The organism is Streptomyces sp. NBC_00461, from assembly GCF_036013935.1.
In the GTDB taxonomy this organism is placed as follows: Bacteria; Actinomycetota; Actinomycetes; order Streptomycetales; family Streptomycetaceae; genus Streptomyces.
The window spans coordinates 9908986-9931624 of the sequence record NZ_CP107902.1 but is presented as its reverse complement, the minus strand read 5'-3'; the positions used below and the strand labels follow the sequence as shown (position 1 = coordinate 9931624).

General features: G+C 70.7%; 20 protein-coding genes and 1 pseudogene. 12 read left to right on the top strand and 9 right to left on the bottom strand.

Annotation, left to right across the window (positions count from 1 at the left end; all coding sequences use genetic code 11):
* Positions 1-294 precede the first annotated feature (294 nt).
* Entirely contained in the window at positions 295-669 is a 375-nt protein-coding gene (locus tag OG870_RS45885) for a hypothetical protein (RefSeq protein ID WP_266527999.1), read from the top strand.
* Positions 670-993: 324 nt separating this feature from the next.
* Entirely contained in the window at positions 994-3297 is a 2304-nt protein-coding gene (locus tag OG870_RS45880; RefSeq protein WP_323180331.1) for a SpoIIE family protein phosphatase, read from the top strand.
* 105 nt (positions 3298-3402) lie between these two features.
* Here the strand turns inward: OG870_RS45880 and OG870_RS45875 are convergent, their stop codons facing one another.
* From OG870_RS45875 to OG870_RS45865, 3 genes are all read right to left on the bottom strand, one after another.
* On the bottom strand, positions 3403-3588 hold the full coding sequence (locus OG870_RS45875) for a hypothetical protein (RefSeq protein WP_266527994.1): 186 nt from the start codon (positions 3586-3588) through the stop codon (positions 3403-3405).
* A 50-nt stretch (positions 3589-3638) separates the two neighbouring features.
* Positions 3639-4310 carry a peptidoglycan-binding domain-containing protein gene (locus tag OG870_RS45870; protein ID WP_266928241.1) on the bottom strand — a complete coding sequence of 224 codons (672 nt, stop codon included), beginning with the start codon at positions 4308-4310 and terminating at the stop codon, positions 3639-3641.
* A 124-nt stretch (positions 4311-4434) separates the two neighbouring features.
* On the bottom strand, positions 4435-5268 hold the full coding sequence (locus OG870_RS45865; RefSeq protein ID WP_266928243.1) for a hypothetical protein: 834 nt from the start codon (positions 5266-5268) through the stop codon (positions 4435-4437).
* A gap of 295 nt (positions 5269-5563) precedes the next feature.
* Here OG870_RS45865 and OG870_RS45860 point away from each other — a divergent pair, with 295 nt between their 5' ends.
* From OG870_RS45860 to OG870_RS45845, 4 genes and pseudogenes are all read left to right on the top strand, one after another.
* Positions 5564-6232 carry a TetR family transcriptional regulator gene (locus OG870_RS45860; RefSeq protein ID WP_266928389.1) on the top strand — a complete coding sequence of 223 codons (669 nt, stop codon included), beginning with the start codon at positions 5564-5566 and terminating at the stop codon, positions 6230-6232.
* 137 nt (positions 6233-6369) lie between these two features.
* The gene (locus OG870_RS45855; protein ID WP_266587951.1) at positions 6370-6783 is read left to right on the top strand and encodes a Zn-ribbon domain-containing OB-fold protein; all 414 of its coding nucleotides are present in this window, start codon (positions 6370-6372) and stop codon (positions 6781-6783) included.
* 148 nt (positions 6784-6931) lie between these two features.
* Positions 6932-7063, top strand: a pseudogene (locus OG870_RS45850) (SAM-dependent methyltransferase); the annotation flags it as partial.
* Between the two features lie 61 nt (positions 7064-7124).
* A complete protein-coding gene (locus OG870_RS45845) occupies positions 7125-8027 on the top strand; it encodes an aminoglycoside phosphotransferase family protein (RefSeq protein ID WP_327692210.1) in 903 nt (300 codons plus the stop codon).
* 74 nt (positions 8028-8101) lie between these two features.
* On the opposite strand, the gene OG870_RS45840 is transcribed toward OG870_RS45845, so the two are convergent.
* Entirely contained in the window at positions 8102-9448 is a 1347-nt protein-coding gene (locus OG870_RS45840; RefSeq protein WP_327692209.1) for a Gfo/Idh/MocA family protein, read from the bottom strand.
* 187 nt (positions 9449-9635) lie between these two features.
* Here OG870_RS45840 and OG870_RS45835 point away from each other — a divergent pair, with 187 nt between their 5' ends.
* Positions 9636-12422, top strand: a complete 2787-nt coding sequence (locus OG870_RS45835) for an alpha/beta hydrolase family protein (RefSeq protein ID WP_327692208.1) — start codon at positions 9636-9638, stop codon at positions 12420-12422.
* Between the two features lie 65 nt (positions 12423-12487).
* Here the strand turns inward: OG870_RS45835 and OG870_RS45830 are convergent, their stop codons facing one another.
* The 3 genes from OG870_RS45830 to OG870_RS45820 form a co-directional block, all read right to left on the bottom strand.
* Positions 12488-12874 carry a PPOX class F420-dependent oxidoreductase gene (locus OG870_RS45830; protein WP_266527973.1) on the bottom strand — a complete coding sequence of 129 codons (387 nt, stop codon included), beginning with the start codon at positions 12872-12874 and terminating at the stop codon, positions 12488-12490.
* Positions 12875-12926: 52 nt separating this feature from the next.
* On the bottom strand, positions 12927-13682 hold the full coding sequence (locus tag OG870_RS45825) for a type 1 glutamine amidotransferase domain-containing protein (RefSeq protein WP_266527970.1): 756 nt from the start codon (positions 13680-13682) through the stop codon (positions 12927-12929).
* Between the two features lie 106 nt (positions 13683-13788).
* Positions 13789-14967, bottom strand: coding sequence for a MalY/PatB family protein (locus tag OG870_RS45820; protein WP_266527967.1), 1179 nt, complete (start codon positions 14965-14967; stop codon positions 13789-13791).
* A gap of 176 nt (positions 14968-15143) precedes the next feature.
* Here OG870_RS45820 and OG870_RS45815 point away from each other — a divergent pair, with 176 nt between their 5' ends.
* Positions 15144-15974, top strand: coding sequence for an SAM-dependent methyltransferase (locus tag OG870_RS45815; protein ID WP_266527964.1), 831 nt, complete (start codon positions 15144-15146; stop codon positions 15972-15974).
* Positions 15975-16089: 115 nt separating this feature from the next.
* Positions 16090-17469, top strand: a complete 1380-nt coding sequence (locus OG870_RS45810; protein ID WP_327692207.1) for a S1 family peptidase — start codon at positions 16090-16092, stop codon at positions 17467-17469.
* A 287-nt stretch (positions 17470-17756) separates the two neighbouring features.
* Here OG870_RS45810 and OG870_RS45805 read toward each other — a convergent pair whose 3' ends face one another.
* Both OG870_RS45805 and OG870_RS45800 read right to left on the bottom strand, forming a co-directional pair.
* On the bottom strand, positions 17757-17942 hold the full coding sequence (locus OG870_RS45805) for a hypothetical protein (protein ID WP_266527958.1): 186 nt from the start codon (positions 17940-17942) through the stop codon (positions 17757-17759).
* A gap of 110 nt (positions 17943-18052) precedes the next feature.
* The gene (locus OG870_RS45800; protein ID WP_266527955.1) at positions 18053-19213 is read right to left on the bottom strand and encodes an ROK family transcriptional regulator; all 1161 of its coding nucleotides are present in this window, start codon (positions 19211-19213) and stop codon (positions 18053-18055) included.
* Between the two features lie 167 nt (positions 19214-19380).
* Here OG870_RS45800 and OG870_RS45795 point away from each other — a divergent pair, with 167 nt between their 5' ends.
* The 3 genes from OG870_RS45795 to OG870_RS45785 are packed head-to-tail and all read left to right on the top strand — an operon-like array spanning position 19381 to position 22633.
* Positions 19381-20346 carry a carbohydrate ABC transporter permease gene (locus tag OG870_RS45795; RefSeq protein ID WP_266527952.1) on the top strand — a complete coding sequence of 322 codons (966 nt, stop codon included), beginning with the start codon at positions 19381-19383 and terminating at the stop codon, positions 20344-20346.
* A gap of 15 nt (positions 20347-20361) precedes the next feature.
* Positions 20362-21279, top strand: coding sequence for a carbohydrate ABC transporter permease (locus OG870_RS45790; RefSeq protein WP_327692206.1), 918 nt, complete (start codon positions 20362-20364; stop codon positions 21277-21279).
* A gap of 7 nt (positions 21280-21286) precedes the next feature.
* Complete coding sequence (locus tag OG870_RS45785) at positions 21287-22633, top strand: ABC transporter substrate-binding protein (RefSeq protein WP_327692205.1); 1347 nt, start codon at positions 21287-21289, stop codon at positions 22631-22633.
* Positions 22634-22639: the final 6 nt, after the last annotated feature.

Genomic DNA, 22639 nt, shown 5'->3' with positions numbered 1-22639 from the left:
CGGCCCCCACCCGCACCCCGCACCCCTCCGGTTGTGCGGCATAACAAAGGGACCTTTCACAACAAATCACGCATGAATGTTTTCATGCGTCTTGCAAAGCGGACGGCATATATAAATACTGCTCACGCGTCACCCCGGACACCCGAAGCCGCCGTCTCCTACCCGCGTCGGCGCCCAGGGTGTCCGGTCGGGCCTCGTTTCCGTGCGAGCGCCCTTGGCGGCCCCGGTCATCCCCTAGACCGGGGCCGCCCGACCACGTCGGACCAACCCTCCCGACGCCGCACACCGGAAGCGATGATCATGCAACTGACGACCACGCGCATCAGCCCGGACTGGCCGTGCCAGGTCAAGACGCCCGGTTCCTATGACTGGGAGCGCTCGGCGGCCAGGTGGCTGCGCGAGCTGGTGCCCGCGCGCTACGCCAGCTATCCGGCCCTGATCCGCCACCCCGTGCTCCTGGCCCGCCATGCCCAGATTCAGGTCCAGCACGAGATCCGGGTCGCGCGTACCGCCCTGCAGACCGCGCGCGCGGACCTGCCCGCGCTGGGCCTGCACGAGTCGGTCATCGAGCACACGATCAAGCTCTACGCGGCAGAGGTGCTGCAGCTCCAGCACATCGCGCGCAGCGTCCGTACGGTCACCCAGGCCCTGGTCGACTCCGGCCGCTGACGGCAGCCCGCCCTCGCGTCACTCCTCGAACTCCCGCTCCCGGCCGGCGCCGGCATACCTGTCCCCACCCGTGCCCGGCCGGCTCCGGGGCGGTGGCCGTACCGGATGCGCGGACGTTGCCGCCGCCCGTACCGTCCAGATCGTCAGCACGAGGCCTGCGAGCTTCCCCTTTCGAGTGAAGCCCGGGCCGGCAAGACCACGATCGAAGACCTCCCGATGTGCGATGCTCAACGCGTGACGAGCGAGCCCGCAACGCCGGCTGAGTCCCGCCCCGCGCCGGACACCGTTGCGCTGGCCAAGGTGGTCGCCAGGCAGCGCGCCGAGATGGACCGGCTGCGCGACCTGGCCGCCAAGACAGCCGTCCTGGAGCAGGCCAAGGGCGCCGTCATGGCGCTGACCGGCTGCTCCCCGGACGCCGCCGAGGAGGAGTTGCAGCGACGCGCCGCGGACGGGACCCGCACACTGCTCGAGGAGTGCTGGGTCACCCTCGGCGGCCTGGCAACGGCACCGGCCGCCACCGCACCCCGACCGGACCCCGACCTCACCCCCGAGTCCTCCCCCGCCTCCGCACACGACGTGGCCACCACCGACGAGGGTTCGGCGGCCCTCGGCCCGCTCGGCCGGGAACTCGTCCATGTGGCCACACCGCAGGAACTCGCCCGGTGCCTGTTGGGACATCTCGCGCCGGAGGTCGGCGCGGGCGCCGTCATGATCTATTCCCTGCTGTCATCGGGAGGCCTGGAGCTGATCGGGCACGCCGGCATCGACGACACCCTGGCCACCCAGTGGCACCGGGTACCGCCGCTGGCCGGGGTTCCCGCGCTCGACGCGCTGCGGGCCGAGGAGCCGCGCTGGCTGGAGGACGCCGCGGCGGACCGGAAACGCTATCTGATGATCGGGGATTCGCCCGAGCGTTGGCCGTCCCGCGCCTGGCTGCCCGTGCCCACCGGTGACGTGCCCGACGTGTGCATCGGGGTCCTGCGCACCCGCGTCGGACCGTTCAGCGCCGATGTCCGGCAGCACCTGCACGCGGTGGCGCAGTTGTGCGCCGGCCGGCTGCGCGCGTTCGACACCCGCTCCCAGGACATCGCCGACGCCTCGGTGGACACCGTGCAGGCCGTGTTCGACGCGCTGCCCGACGCGGCGATGCTGCTGACGCCGCTGCCCGCCGCGTCGGGAGGCATCAAGGACTACCGCATCGACGCCGCGACCACACAGGCCGTCGACGTCGTCGGGCGCGCCGGGCGGCAACTGATCGGCCGTCGGTTCCGCGAGTGCTGTCCGGCGCTGGCGACCGAGCCCCTGTGGCAGGGCCTGCGGCGAGCGCTCACCACCGGGAAGCCCTACGAGAGCGAGCCGTTCGCGCACCAGGAGGTCGTCGCCGGGGTCACCGAGCTGTCCACCTACTCGGTGCGGGCGGCGCGGCTGGGCGCGGGGCTGGTCATCACCTGGGTGCGGCACGGCTCCTCCGACCGGCAGGAGCAGCGCCTCGCGGACGTGCAGCGACTGGGCAGCCTCGGCTGGGCGAGCTGGAACCTGGTCACGCACGAAGTCACCTGGTCCTCCCAGGTGTTCACCCTCTTCGACCGGAACCCCGCGCGCGGGCCGGTCGGCCTCACCGAACTCCCCGAGCTCACCCTGCCCGAGGACGTGCCCGCGCTGGCCCACGCCATCGCGGAACTCCTCGGCGAGGGGCGGACGTTCGACATTCCGTTCCGCATCAGGACGGCAAGTGGGCTACGGCATCTGCGGGTCGTCGCCGAAGCCGTGCCGGACGCCGCCGGAACGCCCGTCGAGGTGCACGGCGTCGTACAGGACCTCACCGCGCAGCGCAGCGCCGAGCTCGCCCTCGTGGAGAGCGAGCGGGCCATGCTCACCCAGCACGACGTGCTGCGTGCCGAGCGGACGCTGGCGGGCCGGCTCCAGCACGCCCTGCTTCCGCTGCCGATCCGGCCCGTGCGCCTGGCCGGGCTGCGCGTCGAGGTCGCCTATCTGCCCGCCCAGTCGGGCATCCATGTCGGCGGTGACTGGTTCAGTGCCATCGAACTGCCCGACGGGGACGCCCTCTTCGTGGTGGGCGACGTCGCCGGGCACGGCATCGACGCGGTCGCCACCATGGCCCAACTCCGCTTCACCGCCAAGGGCATGGTCATCACGGGGTCCTCGCTGACGGGTGCGCTCGACCGGCTCAACACGCTGCTGCTGCACTCCCGTGACTCCCACGGCACCGCGACGCTGGTCCTGGCCCGCTACAACTCGGCGGAGCGACGCCTGGTCTGGGCACAGGCCGGTCATCCGCCGCCTCTGCTGCTGCGCGGCGGCCAGGTGCGCTATCTCGACCGTCCCCGCGGCATGCTGCTCGGGGCGAGTGCGGCACCGGTCTACGTGGAGGCGGAGTGCCGGCTCGAACCGGGCGACCGCGTCATCCTCTACACCGACGGTCTGGTCGAGCGGCCCGAGGAGAGTATCGACCGGGGCCTGAAGCGGCTCTCCGAGGCCGTCCTGAGCCACCACTCCGACGACCCCGGTTCCCTGTCCCTGGGGCCGCTGCTCGCCGCGATGCTGGAGGGCGAGCGTCGGGACGACGTGTGTCTGCTCGACATCAGGGCTCCGATGGATCTGGAGTAGCCGGTTCCCGAGTAGACGGCCGCGGAGCAGACGGCCGCGGTGCGGACGGTGACGCGAACCGGTCGCCGGTGCGGAGAGTGACGCGGCTCGGCGGCCGGTCACCGTTCACTCGTCGCCACGATGGCGCCAGTACCAGAGCGCGCCCACGACCAGGGCCACCAGGAACAGGACGGGCAGGACCAGGCCCGGGATGCGGGAGCCGTTCATGGGCGTGGCTTTCGGGTCGAACGGGCGGGGCGCCGGGTGCGTCGCCCCTGTGCCCAGGGTGACGCCTGGCAGTCCCTCACTCACAGGGATTTCCGCACCCGTTGCCCCGTGTTCGAGGGCCGGCGGCCGGCCGGTCAGCCGGTGCCGGAGGCCGTCCGGGACTCCAGCGCCTGCCGCGTGTCGTCGCCGTAGACGCCGTCCTCGTCGCCTCTGATGCCATACCAGAGCTGGAAGCGGGCCACCGCCTCCCTGAGGGTGGCGTCGTAGGTGCCGCTCGTGGAGCCGTTCTTGTAGACGTCGGGGATGTGCAGCAGGCGTTCCTGCAGGTCGGTCACCGCCGGGCCGCTGTCGCCGTCGCGGAGGGTGCCGGCGCCGTCGGGGTCCGCCGGGCCGGGAGCGGCGGCGGAGGCGGTCGCGGTCGGCTGCGCGGGCGCGGTGGGCTGGGGCTCCTGCGCGGCCGCGTCGTCGTTCCTGCCGACCAGCAGCAGGGCGCAGCCGAAGCCGACGAGGGCGGCCGCGGAGACGGCGACCGTCACGGCGGCACGGCGCAGCCCGGGCCCGAACCCCAAACGGCCGCCTGCGCGCGGCGGGTCGACGTCGCGGGTGCGCACGGGCGGGAGTTCCTGCGTCTCGCCCTCGTCCCAGGACCGCGGGTCCCGCACGGCGACGGACTCAAGATCGGCGCGGCTCTGCTCCATCTCCCGGAACAACTCCGCCAGGGCGTCGGTGCGGCGCGGGCGCAGGACATGGATCGGTTCCAGCGGCGGGCGGTCGTGCGACGACCCGGATACAGGCGGTGTGGGCACTGTGCTCTCCTTACGCCCCGTGGCAGGGGCCTCCACCGTTCCCCGAGGAGTGATACGCGGCTGCCGCCCCGGGAGTTCAGCGGATGCGGTCTCCCTCCGCCTCGGCGCTGAAGTGAGAGCGCGCTCAGGCCTGGGTGCCGAGGAAGCGGTGCAGGGATGTCTTCATCGCGCTGACGAAGGCGTCCCGTGCCGGGTGTGCCAGTGCGTCCAACGACAGGTACGGGTTGAGGTCCTCCAGCTCGACCAGCAACAGCTCACCGCCGGGCGCCCGGCAGGCGTCCACGCGCTGGATACCGTGGTCGACGGTGTTCCAGTCGATGAAGTGTCGGGCGAATGCGAGGTCGTCGTCGGTCGGATCGTACGGTTCCAGCTGCCAGCGTCGGTCGAGGTGCGGCGCGTACAGGGCGTACTGGAAGTCGTGGTCGACGAAGTAGAAGGACACCTCGTAGGCGAAGTCGACGCACGGCTGGACGAGAACGTCTCCGTCCACGAGGTCGCACAGCTGGTCCGCGGAAACGATCCGCAGGCCGATGGAGTCGGCGCCGAGCCTGGGCTTGACGACGTAGCGGTCCGTCTCGGGCAGCCGGTGCAGGTCCTCGGTGCGGTCGACGGTGGGGATGACCGGGTAGTGCGCGGCGGTGAGGTCGAGCAGGTACTGCTTGCCGGCCATGTCGCCCTTGCCGGAGAGCTGGTTGTAGACGCGCGCCCCGCTGCCGATCGCCCGCTCACGGAAGTCCTCGTACGCCTCCTGGTAGGACAGGACGGGTCCGCTGTTGCGTACGACGACCGCTTCGAAGGCACCCATGAGTGCGGCCGCGTCCAGCGGATGGCACAGGGCGAGGTCGAAGTCCTCTCGCAGGCGCGAGGTGAGGAAGGTGTCCTCGTCGCCATAGCGGCGCCCGCGTGCCGGATACGCCAGGTCGGTGACGTAGAGGATGCGGGGACGGGCGCGTGTCATGGGGTGCTCCTCGGCGGCTGCGGGTGCCGCAGCGTATGCCGCCGCAGGCCTGCCGCGCAAACGTCTGACCTGGGGATTCAATCGGGGTTCACAGCGCCGCGGTCCCGATCCGCAGCTCCGCGCCGGCGACCGTATCGGTCGTTGCCCTCCACTTTTGCGCTCAATGCGCTCCATGCGCTCGCCGCGGAAAGGTGGGAGCACCGAGTTCCCCGCCAGGGCTGCACTGAGTGCCATCAGCGCGGTCCGATGCTACGTTCCGTCCATGAATACGGAGGCGGCGGCCGTGAAGCCACCGATGCGGGACGCCCTGGTGGCGGCGGCGTTCCAGCTGTTCCTGGAGCGGGGCTACGAGCAGACGACGGTCGACGACATCGTGGCGCTCGCCGGTGTGGGACGGCGGTCGTTCTTCCGTTACTTCCCCTCGAAGGAGGACGTGGTCTTCCCCGACCACGAGCGGTGCCTGGCCGACATGACGGCCTTCCTCGCCGAGAGCGGTGAGGCGGAGGAGCCCGTGCACCGGGTCTGTGACGCGGCCCGTCTCGTCCTGAGGATGTACGCCGAGAACCCGACGTTCTCCGTGCAGCGCTACCGCCTCACCAAGAAGGTGCCGGGGCTGCGGGCGTACGAGCTGTCCGTGGTGTGGCGTTACGAGCGTGCCCTCGCGGAGTATCTGCGTACCCGTTTCACCGGCCGCGACAGGACCCTGCGGGCCGACGTGATCGCCGCCGCCGTGGTGGCGGCGCACAACAACGCGCTGCGGTCCTGGTTGCGTTCGGACGGGAAGGGCGACTCCGACGCCGCTGTGGACCACGCGTTGGGGTACGTCCGGGCGGCGTTCGGCGGCACGCCTCCCGCACACCACGGCGCGGAGGAGCCCGAGGACGTGGTGGTCGTCGTCTCTCGCCGGGACACACCTCTGTGGCGGGTCGTCCAGGAGATCGAGTCCGCGCTGGGACGAAATTGAGGGTACGGAGTGCCTTTACGCGTGACACTGAGTGCCATACATTGTGGGCGTGCACGGTGGCACGGTGAGCCGCGCACGTGCGTGCACGGTTGACCCGCGCACGTGGGATTCCGGCCGAGAGCAGGGAGTTGACCAGCGTGTACCACCACTCAGGAAACGTTGCTATGCAGGCAGCCGGCTCCGCGGCAGGCGTCCTCGAACCCATGACAGCCGCTTCGGACACCGTCCTCTTCCAGCGCTGCACATGGTGCGGCACCGCCACGTACCACCGGCTGCTGTGTCCGGTCTGCCAGGGCGGCGAGCTGCGGACGGAGCGCAGTGCGGGCACGGGCACGGTCCGCCACTCCACGGTCGTGCACCGCAACACCCCCGCCGCGCGCAATGTGTCGCTCGTCGAGATGGCCGAGGGGTTCGTGGTGCGCGGCCGGGTCATGGGTCCGCTGATCGGCATCCACAGCGGTGACCGGGTCCGGCTGTCCACGGCCAAGGACCCGGTCCGCGGCGAGCCGGTGTTCCAGCTGATCGACGAGCCCTTCCGCGCCTGGTCCTGAGCGGCGGGTCGCATACAGGCCCGAGCCGGCTCTACCGAGCCTGCATAACGGCTACTCGTGCCAGTCCGCTGTCGCGGTAGCGCGCTCCTGCCATTGCCTCACACCCGGACCGTTCGGCTCCCATCGGTCGCAGAACTGTCGCAGCAACTACGAGCGGCCCGCGATGTTGGCCCTCGCCGGAGACGTGACTGGCCGTCGGATCCTGGACGCCGGCGCCGGGTTGCTGACACTGGCGAGGCGGCGGCTCGGAGACGATGTGGACCTGCACGTGGTCGACCTGTGCGAGATCACGAGCGGAGCCGGAGTCGGACCGGCGGCGGGCTCCAGTAGCCTGGCTTCGCATGACCGACTCCGAGATCGAGATCACCGAAGACCTGGTCCATGACCTGCTGCAGGAGCAGCATCCGGACCTCGCAGGGCTGGCCATCCGTGAGGTGGCGGGTGGGTGGGGCAACCAAATGTGGCGCCTTGGGGACGAGTTGGCCGTGCGCATGCCGCGTCCACAAGGTGCCCCGGATCTCCTGCGCAAGGAGTGCCGGTGGCTGCCCGTCCTGGCCCCGCGCCTGCCGCTTCCGGTCCCCAACCCCGTACGGATCGGGGAACCGTCTGCGCGCTTCCCGAAGCCCTGGGCCGTCATGACGTGGGTCCCCGGCGAGCCGCTGGACCACACCTCCATCAGCCGCGGCGACCACGCGGCCGACACTCTGGCGGGCTTCCTCACCGCACTCCATGCGGAGGCACCCGAAGACGCGCCGATCATGGAGGACCGCGGCGACCACCCCAAGAAGTGCACGGACGGCTTCGACCACTTCTTCCATGCCGTCGTCCCCGACGACCTCGCCGACGATGTCCGGGCCGTCTGGGACGACGCCGTCGCGGCGCCCGAGTGGGAGGGACCGCCGCTCTGGGTGCACGGCGATCTTCATCCCGCGAACGTCGTCGTCTCGGACGGGACGCTGTCGGGGGTGATCGACTTCGACGCCATGTTCGCCGGCGATCCGGCGTGGGACCTCGCGGCCGCATGGCTCCTCCTTCCCGCCGACGCCGCCTCACCCTTCTTCGAGGCATACGCGCAGGCAGACGAGGGGACGATCCGGCGCGCCCGCGGGTTGGCCGCCATGAAAAGCCTGTTCCTCATGCTGATGGGCCAGAACGGAGACCGGGGCCTGCCTGGTGGCAAGCCGACATGGGGCCCCGCAGGCCGGGCGGCACTCGATCGTGTCCTGAGAGACGGTTCGATGTAGGCACGGAGCGACCGAGTCCCATCCGAACCTGAACGCTCGTCTGCGGCCGATGGCACGGCTCGCACCGGCACCCCTCATCGCCCCCACAGCCCAGGTATCAGATCCCGCACGGCCACCGGCCGCCCCGTCTCGAAGCACCTGTTGGCCGCGACTCCCACGGCCAGGGCGAGGGCGCCGTCCCGTTCCGTGGCCGTGGGGTGGGCCGGCTTCTCCGGAGCCGTCGGCATGCCGGTGTCCACGGGGCCGAACAGGGCGTCGAGCATGCGCGGGTCTCCCCCGCCGTGGGCCTCGTGCGCGGTGTCGAGCGGGATGTCGAGCGGAGGCCGCCACAGCGGGCGAAGGGTGAGTCGTGCGCCTCCCGCATGCTCCGCGGCCGTGCCTCCGTGCAGTGCGCCGCTGTCCGATGCGACCGGGGTGCGGGGCTGGGCCCAGCGGCTCTCCTCGACCTCCAACTCCAGGCGGCCGGCGCTGCCGTTGAACATGACCCGGTAGCCCTCCCACGGGGAGTAGGCGGTGAGGTGGTAGGTCATCGTGGCCCCGCGTGCGTAGCGGACGAGGAGCGCCATGTCGTCCTCGATGGTGACCGGGCCGCCGAAGACGTTGCGGTCTCGGAGGTATCCGTCGTCCTGCTCGGCGTCCAGATAGAGGGAACGGAGGGTGTCGTTGGCGGTGAGGTCCAGGGCGAAGGGGTCGCCGTCGGCGGGGGCCGCCCCGTGGGCGCGGTCGTAGTCCCGGCGCAGGCCATGGCGTTCGCCCGCCTCGGCACCGTAGAAGCCGAGCCGTCCGTAGCCGAAGACCTCGTGCGGCTCGTCGGCGAGCCACCAGTTGACCAGATCGAAGTGGTGGCTCGACTTGTGCACCATGAGACCACCGCTGTGCCGCTTCTCGCGGTGCCAGCGGCGGAAGTAGTCGGCGCCGTGGCGGGTGTCGAGGAGCCACTCGAAGTGCACGGACAGGATCTCGCCGACGGCGCCGTCCGCGAGCAGCGCGCGCACCGTCTCGTGCACCGGGTTGAAGCGGTAGTTGAAGGCGACGGTGAGGGAGTTCCCGGTGGCCTCGACCGTTTCGAGGATGCGCGCGCAGCGGTCCGCGTCGACGGTCATGGGCTTCTCGGTGACGACGCGGCAGCCCGCCCGCAGTGCCGGCACGATGTAGCGGTCGTGTGCCGCGTCGACGGTCGTGACGACGACCTCGTCGATGTCCTCCTTGGCGAGCATGTCGGTGAAGCGGTCCGGTTCCCACTCGGTGGCGGCGGGTTCACCGGCGGCGGCCAGCACCCGGTTGTGGAAGGCCATCCGCGTCGGGCTCGGATCGCACAGGGCGGCCACCAGATGGCCCGGGCGGGCGGCGAGGCCACGGGTGAAGGTCTGGGCACGGCTGCCGGTCCCGACGATGGCGGCGCGCAACGGAGTTCGGCTCATTGAGGGGTCCTGTCCCGAAAGCCCGGGGCCCATGCCTCCTTCCCCGGTTGGCCTGATGGCACCGCGAGGCCCCACCCGAATCTCCTGGCACAGACAACCCACAGACACCCCGAGTCGTCCTCCGGAACACGAGAGGCCCCCCGCCGACCAACGGGGTGCCCGCACATCGGACTTGAGGAGGGCAACCTTGTTCCGTGCCCGGCGAATATGGGTCACCGCTGCGGCGGTACTCGCGGTGGCGGGGGGATCGCCAGGGCTGGCACAGGCGGCACCGCCGCCGGACGCCAGACCCTCTGCGGCAGCCGCCGTCAGCGACGGCGGTCTCCCGCCCGGCTGGCGGATCACCGGCACGCACGACGCACGACAACTCGTCTGGCGCTCGACCGCCCGCGTGCCGATGGGGGACGCACGCGTCGGTTTCTATTCCGGCGACCGGCTGCTCGGTCACCCGACATCGGGCAAGGACGGACGCACCTTCCGCCTCGCTCTCGAACAGGGAACGGCAGCAGGGGCAACAGGGCGACTTGAGGATCTTCAAGTACGGGCCGGAGGGCGGCAGTTGGATGCCGCGGGCCGTACGCTCGCCCCGCGCGCCCGGCGTGACGCGGTCGCCGCGCAGCCGCCTGCCAGGCTCCCGGCGAACTCCGTCGACCCCGGCAAGCCGGGTCAGTACCGCACGGCCACCGGTGAGTACGCCCTCGACCCGGTGAAGCTGCCCGGCTTCCCCGAGCCGGTCGAGATGCGCGCCGTGGTGGTCGCGCCGAAGGGTGCCACCGGCCACCGGCCGCTCGCGCTGTTCCTGCACGGCCGCCACGCCACCTGCTACTCCGGTGACGACGACTCCATGGCCTGGCCCTGCCCGGCGGGCACCAAGTCGATCCCGAGCTACCGGGGTTACTTGCTCGACCAGCAACTCCTGGCGTCCCAGGGCTATGTGACGGTGTCGATCTCCGCCAACGGCATCAACGCCCAGGACGACGGCGCCGAGGACGCCGGCGCCCAGGCCCGCTCGTCCCTGGTGCGACAGCACCTGGCCCGCTGGGCCGACTGGGCCGCGCACCCCGGCTCGGCCCCCGCGGTCGTACGCAACGCACCGGCGGCCGACCTCTCACGCGTCCTCCTCGTCGGCCACTCGCGCGGCGGCGAGGGCGTCAACCGTGCAGCGATGGACAGCCTCTACCCGCCGCCCGCGGCGCAGGACGGATATCACGGCCCGGTGCGCTGGCACATCCGCGGCACCGTTCTGATCGGACCGACGATCTTCGGCCAGAATCCGGTCGCGGACGTCGCGTCGGTGACGATCCTGCCCGGCTGCGACGGCGACGTCTCCGATCTGCAGGGCGAGGTGTACGTCGACGGCACCCGCTCGGTCAGCCGCGGTGCCGCGCTGCACAGCGCGGTGTACGTGGTCGGCGCCAACCACAACTTCTTCAACTCGCAGTGGACTCCCGGGCAGGCACAGGCTCCCGCGCAGGACGACTTCTCCGACGACCCCGAGCACCCGGACCCGGTCTGCTCACCCGGCACCGCCACCCGGCTGACCGCGAACCAGCAGCACCAGGCGGGCAGCACCTACATCGCGGCGGCGGCCCGGCTGTTCGTCGCCGGTGACGACCGGGTGCGTCCGCTGCTCGACGGGTCGGGCCGGCGCGCACCCTCGGCCGACCCCGCGCGTGTGCTCACGCACGCGGTCGGGGCGAACCGCCGGGGCGGGTTCCTGCCGGACGGCAAGGTCACGGTGGCGGGCGGACGGCTGTGCTCGGCCGTGGACCCGGACCGGCACGTGGCCTGCCTCGGGCGCGACACCGAGGGTGGCTCACCGCACTTCGCCGGGTGGGAGACAACCCGTGAGGTCGGCCGTCGCGCGGTGGCGCTGAGCTGGTCGGCGCCCGGATCGGCGGCGCGGGTACAGCCCGACGCACCGGTTTCGCTGGACGGTGCCAAGGACCTGGCCCTGCGGGTGATCGTGCCGCCCAACTCCACCGGCACCCGGCTCGACGTGGCCCTCACCGACACCCACGGCAGGCGGGCCGCGCTCGGCCGCGTCCGTGTCGACGGACTGCCTGGCAGCGCGCTGACCGCCTCCTACTGGGCCCGCGAGGTCCGCGTCCCGCTGACCGCCGCCACCCGGCCCGGTCTCGACCTGAAGCACGTCAAGTCCCTTGAGCTGACGCCGCGTTCGGCCAAGGGGCAGGCCTGGCTGATGGACGCCTGGGGCTGGCGCCCAGGCACCCCGGCGGTGCGGGAGGCCGCGCTGCCGCGCGTGGACCTCGGCCGCACCACGGTCAAGGAGGGCGACTCGGGCGTCCGCATGTACCAGGTGCCGGTGCGGGTGTCCGGCCGCGGCACCGGCCAGGTCCGCGTGTACGTCGTCGATCCGGTCACCGGCGAGGCGAAGGCGCACCTGGTGACGGTGCACCCCGGCGGCCACGGCATCGACGTGTCGATCCAGGTGAAGGGCAACAAGCGCTACTCCGACGACGTGGACGACAACGTATTCGTCAAAGCCGTGAAGAACGCCGTCATCGGCTCGGACCGGGGCGGGGTCAGCGTGCAGAACGACGACCCGATGCCCACGTTCTCGGTCACGCCGATCGCCGACCGGGTGACCGAGGGGCAGCCCCTGAAGTGGAAGGCGACGCTGTCGGAGGCCGCGGACGTGGACCTCGGCCCGGTGTACCTGGTCGTACCGGTCACCGACGGTCCGGAGCTGTCCACGAAGGACGTGGACCCGCAATGGCTCGAATCCGTCGCGAGCGAGAAGCCGGACCCGGAGCGTCCGCTGTCCCAGGCAGCCGTCTACCTGTACATCGAGGTGCCCCCGGGTGAGCTGAGCGCGGAGCTGACGCTGCCCACCATCGGGGACCAGGTGGCGGAGCCCGCCGAGTCCGTCCGCCTGCAGCTGCTCGGCACCAACGACGGGTCGCAGCCCGGCGAGACGGTGCTGACCGGCACGGTGCTGGACGCGTCGTAGGACAGGAAGCGCCGTGGTGGCGGCCGTGCGGTTCCTCTCGGGAGGACCGCGCGGCCGTCGGCGTTTCAGGGCTTGAGCGTGACCCGGATACCGACGGTGCCCTTCAGGCCCCGACGCAGGCGGCTGCCGAGAAGGGTCAGACGGCCGGAGATTCCGTACTTGCGGGCGATGAGTTCGCGGTAGCGGGCGACGGTCGCCTCGTCACCGATCTCCGCGGTGGCGGGGACCTGGCTGCCGGTGGGGTTGCCGCGCAGGTCGCAGGGGCCGACGAGGATGTCGCCGCGGGCCCGGATCCGCTTCACCTTCCAGGAGTCGGCGGGCGTCCACACACCGAGGGTGTCGCCGTCGCGCACCACCCACACCGGGGTGGCGACCGGCGTGCCGTTCTTACGGTAGCTGGTGATCAGTACGTACTTGCCCGCACCGAGCCGCTCCAGCGACGAGTCGTCCATACCGGGAAGTCTAAGCAGGTGCGGCGAAGTCCGGGACCGTGCGGCGGCGCCCTCAGGGAGCGGCCGACGCCCCGAGGAGCTCAAGGTAGCGGCGGGCGAAGAGGTACGCGTCCCCCGGCCAGCGCGCCGACAGAAGAGTGCCGTCCTGGACGACGAAGGCGTGCGTGTCGTCGCTCGCCGTGCCGCGCCGGGTAAGTACCCGGGGGCCACGCTCGAACCGGGCCGGGTCCGTGAGGGCGGCGCGCACCTCGTCCTCCACGTATGCCGGGTAGGTCCGGTAGTAGCGGCCGAGGCGCCAGGCGGTGGTCAGGTAGGCGGTGCGCTCCATGTACTTGGGCAGGCAGGTCGTCCGCCGGCCGGCCAGAATGCTGCGGCCCGTGCCGGGGTCCTGGGTCCGGGCCAGGACCAGCACTCCGTGGCAGATCGCGCCGACCGGCCGGCCCAGTGCCCAGAAGCGGGCTACCTGCGCCTGCAGCTGAGCCGAGCCGAGGTACTGCCGCATGCCGGGTGCGTGTCCGCCCGGCAGCAGCAGTCCGTCGTACGCCGTCATGTCCACCTCGGCCCAGGCGACCGTGGCGGTGAACTCCGGTGCCGCGGCGAGCTGTTCGTAGAACCTCCTGGGTTCGTCCTCCGCGCCGAGCTGCCCGAGGAGCACCCCCGTCAGCAGCCGTGGATCGGCGGCGGGCCGGGTTCCGGCATGCTCGGTGGCGAAGACGACCTCGTGTCCGGCGTCGGTGAGCAGCCGCCACGGCACGGCCACCTCGGTGACGTCGAAGTCGTGGTCGGGGACCGGCATCAGCACGCGCATGGGGTCATCATGACAGGGCGCCGCCACATGTCCATGACACCCCGTCTGCTGCCTGGTCGCCCTGCCGCCTGGTGCACGCTGCCGCCAGGTGCACTCGGCCTCCGGTTCAGTCGAGTGCCGCTGCCATCCGCCGTACGCCTTCAGTGATCACCTCGGGCGAGGTCGCCAGGTTCAGGCGTACATGCCCCGCCCCGCCGGTGCCGAAGGGAATTCCCGAGTTCACGGCCACCCTCCCCCGCTCCAGGAACACGGCCGCGGGATCGTCGCCGAGGTCGAGGGCGCGGCAGTCGAGCCAGGCCAGGTAGGTGGCCTCGCCCGGCCGGTGGGCGACCGCCGGGAGGTGTTCGGCGAGCAGGCCTGCGAGCAGCCGCCGGTTGTCGTCGAGGCCCGCGAGCAGCGCGTCCAGCCAGGCCGTGCCGTCGGTCAGCGCGGCCGTGTGGGCAATGACGCCGATGTGGCTGGGGCCGTGGCTGACCTCCTCGGGCAGCCGGGAGAGGTCGGCGGCGGCCGCGGGGCCCGCGAGGGCGAGGGCCGCTTTCAGCCCCGCCAGGTTCCACGCCTTCGACGCGGACATGAGGGACAGCCCGTTCTCCGCGCCGGGCACACTCAGGTACGGCACGAAGTCCACGCCCGAGGCGGTGAGCGGGGCATGGATCTCGTCCGCCACCACGCGCACCCCGTACCGGTCGGCGAGGGCCGCCACGGCGGCGAGTTCCTCGGCGGTGTGCACGGTTCCGGTCGGGTTGTGCGGGCTGCACAGCAGGTAGGCGGCCCGGCGTCCGCCGGCGACCGCCTGCCGGAAGGTGTCCTCCAGCGTGCCGAAGTCGAGGCGCAGGTCCGCGCCGAGCGGGGCCTGGCTGACCTGCCGGTCCATGTGCTCGATGAACTGGTAGAACGGCGGATACACCGGCGAGTTCACGACCACGGGATCCCCGTGCGCGGTGACCAGCTTGAGCATCTCGACGACACCCAGCATGACGTCGGGCACGATCGCCGTGCGCTCCACGGCGAGCCCGTCCCACCCCCACCTCTTCTCGGCGAACCCGGCGAGCGCCTCGGCGTAGGCGGTGCCCGCCGGGTATCCGGTGTCCCCGAGCGCGAGCGCGTCGGTCACCGCGCGGACGACGGGTTCGGCGAGCGGTACGTCCATCTCGGCCACCCACAGGGGCAGCACGTCGGCCGGGTAGGTGCGCCACTTCATGCTCGTACGACATCGCAGGCTGTCGAGGGAGAGTGCGCGGAGGGGATTCGGTTCGCCGGACGTGTCGTGCGGGATCCTGGTCATGGGGCACAAGATAGGGGGCTCCGGTCCGACCTGGAACGACCTGTTCCGCGGGGGCGACGGGCACCCAGCGCCGAAAAAGATGTTCCCCTCGCCCTCGGCAGACATCAACTCCGCCGTCTAGATTGCCAGTTGTCGTCGTACGCACCGCATCATCAGTCATTCCTGGAGCAGACCTCGTGACGGAGAACCCGGCAGTCACCGAAGATCCGGCCGCGGCGCTGCGCAGACGCATCGACACGGTGCGCCCGCACACCGCCCGGATCTGGAACTACTGGCTCGGCGGCGGCGACTACTACGAGGTCGACCGGGTGGCCGGCGACCGGATCCGCGAGCTCCATCCGGCCATCGGCGAGTACGCCCGTGCCGACCGCCTCTTCCTGGGACGCGCCGTGCGTCATCTCGTGGCCGACGCGGGGATCAGGCAGTTCCTCGACATAGGCACCGGCCTGCCCACCGCCGACAACACGCACGAGGTCGCCCAGCGTCTGGCCCCGGACGCGCGGATCGTGTACGTCGACAACGACCCGCTCGTCCTGGCCCATGCCCGCGCGCTGCTCACCAGCTCGCCGGAGGGCCGCACCGATCATCTGGACGAGGACCTGCGCAACGTCGAGTCGGTTCTGGAGCGGGCCGCCGACACCCTGGACCTCACCCAGCCGGTGGCTCTGATGCTGCTCGGAGTGATCATCTTCCTGCGCGACGACGAGGACCCGTCCGGTGTCGTGCGGCGGTTCATGGACGCGCTGCCGTCCGGCAGCCATCTCGTCCTGTCCCACACCATCACCGGCCCCGGACTGCCCGAGGTGGACGCGGCGGTCCGGTTCTGGAACGAGCACGGCACCCCGGCGCTGACCCAGCGCACCCCCGAGGCGGTGGCCCGCTTCTTCGACGGCCTGGAGCTGCTGGACCCGGGCGTGGTCTCGTGCTCGCGCTGGCGTCCCGAGGAGACGCACGGGGGCGGACCGCGGGAAGTGGCCATGTACGGCGGGGTGGGCCGCAAGAGCTGAGAAGATCACCCGCGCGCTGAACGCGATCGCCCGCTGCCACGTATGGAGAGAGGGCACTCAACGACCGGAGGGCCCCGTGGCGTTGACGCCGCGCGTTCGGGTTCGGGAGCCATGCATGAGGCACGCACGACGACGGATCGTCCGGCGAGTGACGCGGCTGGCGGCCGTCGGCGGACTCCTCCTGGGAGGAGCGATGGTGACGCAGGCCGCCATGGCGAGCGAACCGTCCGGCACCTCCGCCTTCCCGCTCAGCGACTCGGGGACCTCGGACAACCCCGGTGCCGCGCTCGTGTCCAGTCTGGGCACGGCCCGTACGGCAGGCACCTGGATCGGTACCGACGGACGTCCGGTCGTCGCGGTGACCGACGCGAAGGCGGCGGCCGACGTCGAGCGCGCCGGGGTCGCGTCGAAGATGGTCGGCCACAGCATGAACGAACTCAGGGCGGCCGCGGCGACGCTGCGTTCGGCGCCCCGGGTCGCCGGCACCGCGTGGGTCATGGACTACCGGACGAACAAGGTGGTGGTGCAGGCCGACAGCACCGTCTCGGCCACCGACTGGTCGAGCATGACCAAGGTGGCGACCGGCATCGGCAGTTATGTCCGCATGGAGCGCACCCAGGGCGAGTTCACCACCCGGCTCAACGGAGCCTCGCCGATCCTGTCGACCGGCGGGCGCTGCTCGGCGGGTTTCAACGTGACCAACGGCAAGAGCGACTTCATCCTCACCGCCGGCCACTGCGGGCCGACGGGGTCCATCTGGTTCGCCGACAACCAGGGCAACCAGCAGCTGGGCAAGACGGTCCAGCAGAACTTCCCCGGCAGCGACTTCTCCCTGGTCCAGTACGCGAACGGCACGGCGGGCAACGGAGCCGACATCGTGGCCATCGGCAAGGGCAACGGTGTGCGCATCACCGGCGTCGCCGACCCGGCCGTCGGACAGCGGGTGTTCCGCAGCGGCAGCACCAGCGGACTGCACGACGGCGAGGTCAAGGGGCTCGACGCCACGGTCAACTACCCGGAGGGCACCGTCACCGGCCTCATCGAGACGAACGTGTGCGCCGAACCCGGGGACAGCGGCGGCCCGATGTTCTCCGACGGCATCGCACTGGGCCTGACCTCGGGCGGCAGCGGCGACTGCACCTCGGGCGGCACGACGTTCTTCCAGCCGGTGACGAAGGCGATGCAGGCGCTCGGCGTCCAGATGATCGTGTCGAAGCAGGCCGCCGGGCAGGGCGCGGCGCAGACGCCCGCGCCGTCCACCTCGGCCACGCACAGCGCGATCGCACCCGGAGCCACCTCCCCCGGCTCCTCGGCTCCCACGACGGGTGCCGCGAACGGTGAGACGCTGCTGGCCCGGCTCGCGAACCCCAAGAACGTCGGCCCCGGCATGCTGGTCATCGGTGGCAGTCTGCTCGCGCTGGTGGCCACCCGCTACATCCGCGCCGAGCAGGACCGCAAGGAGTACCGGCGCTACTACTCGGCGCGCTGGAGCTGACCGGTCGGCCGAGCGTCAGCAGGACGATGGCGGCCGCGGCGCCCAGCAGCCCCGCCGTCTGCCGCGCGGTGACCCGTTCGTGCAGGAGGGCCAAGCCCGAGGACGACGGGCAGGGCGCGGCCGAGGATGGTGATCGCGGTGAAGGGGGCAGGTACGGCGGGACAGCAGGCCGCCGGTGAAGTCGACGATGCCGTAGCAGACAGCCGAGGCCAGTGCGAGGAGAGGGCCCATCCGGTGCGGGGTGCCCCGGTGCGGGGCTCCGATGCGCGGCGGGCCTCAGCCGGTGCTCAGGCCGCTCGCGCCGGCTGTGGGGCCGCGGCGGCCCACTCCAGGACGAGACGCTGGTATTCCTCGCGCTGCTCGCCGCTCAGTGTCCCGCCCGACCGGTGCCACAGGGCCCGGATCTCCTCGTTGACCTCGTCTGCCGAGCGATCGGAGGCGGGTTCAACAGTGGTGGACATGGTGTGAAGCATACGGCTCCGGAGGTGAAGGCATTGTGAGTAAGCCCAACCAAAATGGACATATCTGACCGTTCGGGACCGTGTTACTGATCACGTCCATCCGACAAGGCCGGTCGTCGAGTTCACACCTCGGCCGCTCCCAGCACCAGCACCCGGATCGCCAGGACGGCGGCGCCACGGGCCCAGTCGTGGAAGTCGGAGACCTTGGTCTCCAAGGGTACCGGGGCGGCCATCGGATGCCGTTGGGCGGTGATCGTCTCCCGCACCGTGTCTCCGGCCACATCCATGAGGCCGACCCCCTCACCTGCGAGCAGGATCTTCTGCGGCATCGCGAAGTTGGCGATCTGGGCGACAAGGGTGCCGAGAGCGCGTGCAGCCTCGTCGATGACGCGGGCGGGCATGGGTTCTCCGGCGGCGGCGAGGCCGAGGATCTCCTCGTACGTCCGGTCGTGGCCGGTGGCGGCGCGGACCTGGTAGCGGATGTTGGAGATGGTCAGCAGCGAGACGGCGCTGCCGCGCTCACCGTCAGGGGTGAGCGGCCCGTTGGGGTTGATGATCCAGTGACGGCCGAATCCTCGGTCCTCCTCGGCGCAGGGCACCCGCCTGCCGCCCAGGACGAGCCCGTAGCCGATGCCGGCGCCGATGGTGAGGACGACGAAGCGGTCCAGGCCTCGGCCGGCCCCGAACCAGGTCTCGGCCTCGACGAGGGCGGCGACGTCGTTCTCCACGACGACGGGCAGCCCCGTGCGCTCCTCGACCAGGCCGGCCAGCGGCACGTCCCGCCACCGCAGGAACGGTGACTCCCCCACCACGGCACGGTCCTCGACCAGACCGCCCACGCCGATGCCGATGCCCGCGAGGCGCGGGTGGGAGCGGGCCAGTTCACCCGCCATCTCCGCGAGCAGGTCGGCGACCTCGGCCGGGTCGTGGGTGGCGAGCGGGCGGTCGTGGCGCGCGACGATGTCGCTCCTGAGGGTGGTGACGACGCCGTAGACCATGTCCTCGGTGATCTTGAAGCCGATGAAGGAGCGGGATTCGGCGACGACCGCCAGGGGCTGCGAGGGGCGCCCCTGACGCACCTCCGCCGGGGATCCGGCCTCGGCGGCCTCGATCAGCAGGCCCGACTCGATCAGCGGCTTGGTCAGCCGGGTGAGACTGCCCGCGGAGAGGTCGAGCCTCCGGGCGAGTTCGGTGCGCGACAGCGGGCCGTGGACCAGCACCTCGATCGCCACCGAGCGCTCACCGGGGCTCAGCGGAAGCCAGCTGGCGGCAACTGTGGTCATGAAGGTCAGACTCCCACATGATTTCTTTCGCCATAAAAGCAACCAGCCCAGGATAGCGCTCCGGACCTCACTTCAAAAGAATCCGGACCGGACTCTTGACGCATGGATTCTTTCGCACCAAAAGTAAGTGGCCGAGGATGAGCCGCCGCAGCCGAGGGAGTCTTCCGATGACCATCGCCTCCAGCAGGCCCCCGTCGCGCCTGCCACTGAGCGGCGCCGAGGGAGCAGGGAGCACCCTGAGGACGGGGCGGGCCAAGGCCCGTGAGGACGGGGGCGACGGGCGCCTCGCCGCGGTGTTCATCGCTCCGGCACTGCTGGGCTTCACGGTCTTCCTGCTCTGGCCGACGCTGCGGGGCATCTACCTGAGCTTCACCCGCTTCAACCTGCTCACCCCGGCCGAGTGGGTGGGCCTGGACAACTACGTGCGGATGGTCCACGACCCGATCTTCTGGGACTCGCTGACGGTCACCGTCGAGTACGTGCTGATCAACATCGGGATCCAGACGGTGGCGGCGCTCGCCATCGCCGTCCTGCTGCAGCGGCTGACCCAGTCGGCGCTGCTGCGCGGGATCGTGCTGACGCCGTATCTGATGTCGAACGTCGTCGCGGGCCTCGTCTGGCTCTGGATCCTGGACAACCAGCTGGGCATCGGGAACCAGATCATCGGCGGGCTGGGCTTCGACCGCATTCCGTTCCTCGCCGACGAGACCTGGGCGATCCCGACGATCGCCCTGATCAACGTGTGGCGGCACGTCGGCTACACCGCACTGCTGCTGTTCGCCGGTCTGCAGGCCATCCCGAACGACATGTACGAGGCGGCGCGGGTCGACGGGGCGAGCGAGTGGCGCATGTTCTGGCGCATCACGATGCCGCTGCTGCGCCCGGTGCTGGCGGTCGTGCTGATCATGACGGTGATCGGTTCGTTCCAGGTGTTCGACACGGTCGCCGTGACGACCGCGGGCGGACCGGCGAACGCCACCAACGTCCTCCAGTACTACATCTACCAATCGGCGTTCGCCCGCTTCCAGTTCGGCTACGCCTCCGCGATGTCCGTGGCGCTGCTCGTCGTGCTGAGCGCGATCACCGTCATCCAGTACCGGCTCACCCGGGCCGGCCACAGCGACCTCGGCTGAGCGGAAGGAGTCGACATGACTGCCGTGACCACGACGACGGGCGTACGGCCCGTCCGGCGACGCCTCAACCCCGGCCGGATCCTGGCCTGGGCGGTGATGGCCGCGATCATCCTCATCACCCTGCTGCCGTTCTACTGGATCCTGCGCACCGCGCTGTCCTCGAACGCCGGACTGAACGCCCACCCGACCGATCCACTGCCGGTCGACCTCACGGGTTCCGGCTTCGCCCGGGCCCTTGGCCTGGAGTCCACCAAGGAGGCCATCGCGCAGGGCGGCGCGGGCGGCGGACTGAAGTTCTGGCGCTATCTGCTCAACTCGGTGATCGTCTCGACGATGATCACCGTCTGCCAGATCTTCTTCTCGTCGATGGCCGCCTATGCCTTCGCCCGACTGCGCTGGCGCGGCCGGGACAAGATGTTCGGCCTCTTCCTCGCCGGGCTCATGGTGCCGACCATCTTCACCCTGCTGCCGAACTTCGTCCTCATCAAGCAACTCGGCCTGGTGGACACGCTGTTGGGCATCGGTCTGCCGACGATGTTCATGACGCCGTTCGCGGTCTTCTTCCTGCGGCAGTTCTTCATGAACGTGCCCCGCGAGGTGGAGGAGGCGGCACTCCTCGACGGCGCCGGGAAGGTGCGGATCTTCTTCCGGGTGCTGCTGCCGATGGCGTCCACGCCGGTCCTGACGCTGGCCGTGCTGACGTACATCACCTCGTGGAACGACTACTTCTGGCCGCTGATGGTGTCCTACAGCGACAGCTCGCGCGTGCTGACGGTCGCTCTGGCCATCTTCCGGGCGCAGACCCCGGCGGCGGGCGTCGACTGGTCGGGCCTGATGGCGGCGACCCTCATCGCGGCTCTCCCGATGCTGCTGCTCTTCGGGTTCTTCGCGCGCCGCATCGTCAGTTCCATCAGCTTCACCGGGATCAAGTAAGGGACTGATGATGCGACTTCACACGCGATTGGCGGGGGCGCTGGCGCTCGGCCTGGTGGCCCTCACAGGGTGCGCGAAGGGCGGTGCGGCCGGTTCGGGCCCGAACACGGTGACGTACTGGCTGTGGGACGCCAACCAGCTGCCCGCCTACCAGGCCTGCGCAAAGAACTTCGAGCAGCAGAACCCCCGACTGCACGTAAAGATCACCCAGTTGGGCTGGGACGACTACTGGACCAAGCTCACGGCGAGTTTCATCGCGGGCACCCAGCCGGACGTGTTCACCGACCACATCCAGAAGTTCGGCCAGTTCGCCGACCTGAAGGTGCTCGCTCCGCTGGACGACCTCGGCATCGACGACTCCGCCTACCAGCCGGGCCTCGCCGCCCACTGGATGGGCCAGGACGGCCACCGCTACGGCGCCCCCAAGGACTGGGACACCGTGTCCCTCTTCTACGACAGGAAGCAGACCGACGCGGCCGGCCTCAGCGCCGCACGGCTCGACACGCTGTCCTGGAACCCGAAGGACGGCGGCACCTTCGAGAAGGCCATTGCCCATCTCACCGTCGACAGGAACGGCAAGCGGGGTGATGAGCCCGGCTTCGACAAGAACAACGTCAAGGTGTACGGCCTCGCCACCAACGGCGGCGGGGACGGCGACGGACAGACCCAGTGGAGCACCTTCGCGGCCTCCGCGGGCTGGACCTACACCGACAAGAAGCGGTGGGGCACGCAGTACCGGTACGACAGCAAGAAGTTCCAGTCGGTGGTCAAGTGGTACTTCGGGCTGGCCAAGAAGGGCTACATGGCCCCCTTCGTCGACTACAACTCCCAGTCCAACCAGGCGAACACACAGGTGGCGGCGGGCAAGGCGGCGACCGCGTTCGACGGGGCGTGGATGATCTCCACCTACGCCGGGTTCAAGGGCCGCGACATGCACACGGCGCTCACACCCGCCGGACCCACCGGCAAGCGCGCCACGATGATGAACGGCCTCGCCGACTCGATCACCAAGAACGCCCGCAACAAGGCCGGCGCGAAGAAGTGGGTGCGATACCTGGCGTCGAACGACTGCCAGAAGACGGTGGGGAGTTACGGGATCGTCTTCCCTGCCACGCCCGACGGCACCCGGGCGGCGGTGGCGGCGTACAAGAAGAAGGGCATCGACGTCTCGGCCTTCACGAAGCCGGTCGCCGACAAGAGGGACTTCACGACGTTCTCCTATCCGATCACCAACTACGCGGCCGACGTGTACGCGTTGATGCACCCGGCCATGCAGGACATCTTCGGCAACGGCAGGTCCGTGACCAGCCTGAACCAGACCAACAGCCAGATCAACCTGGTTCTCGACCAGTGAATCCAC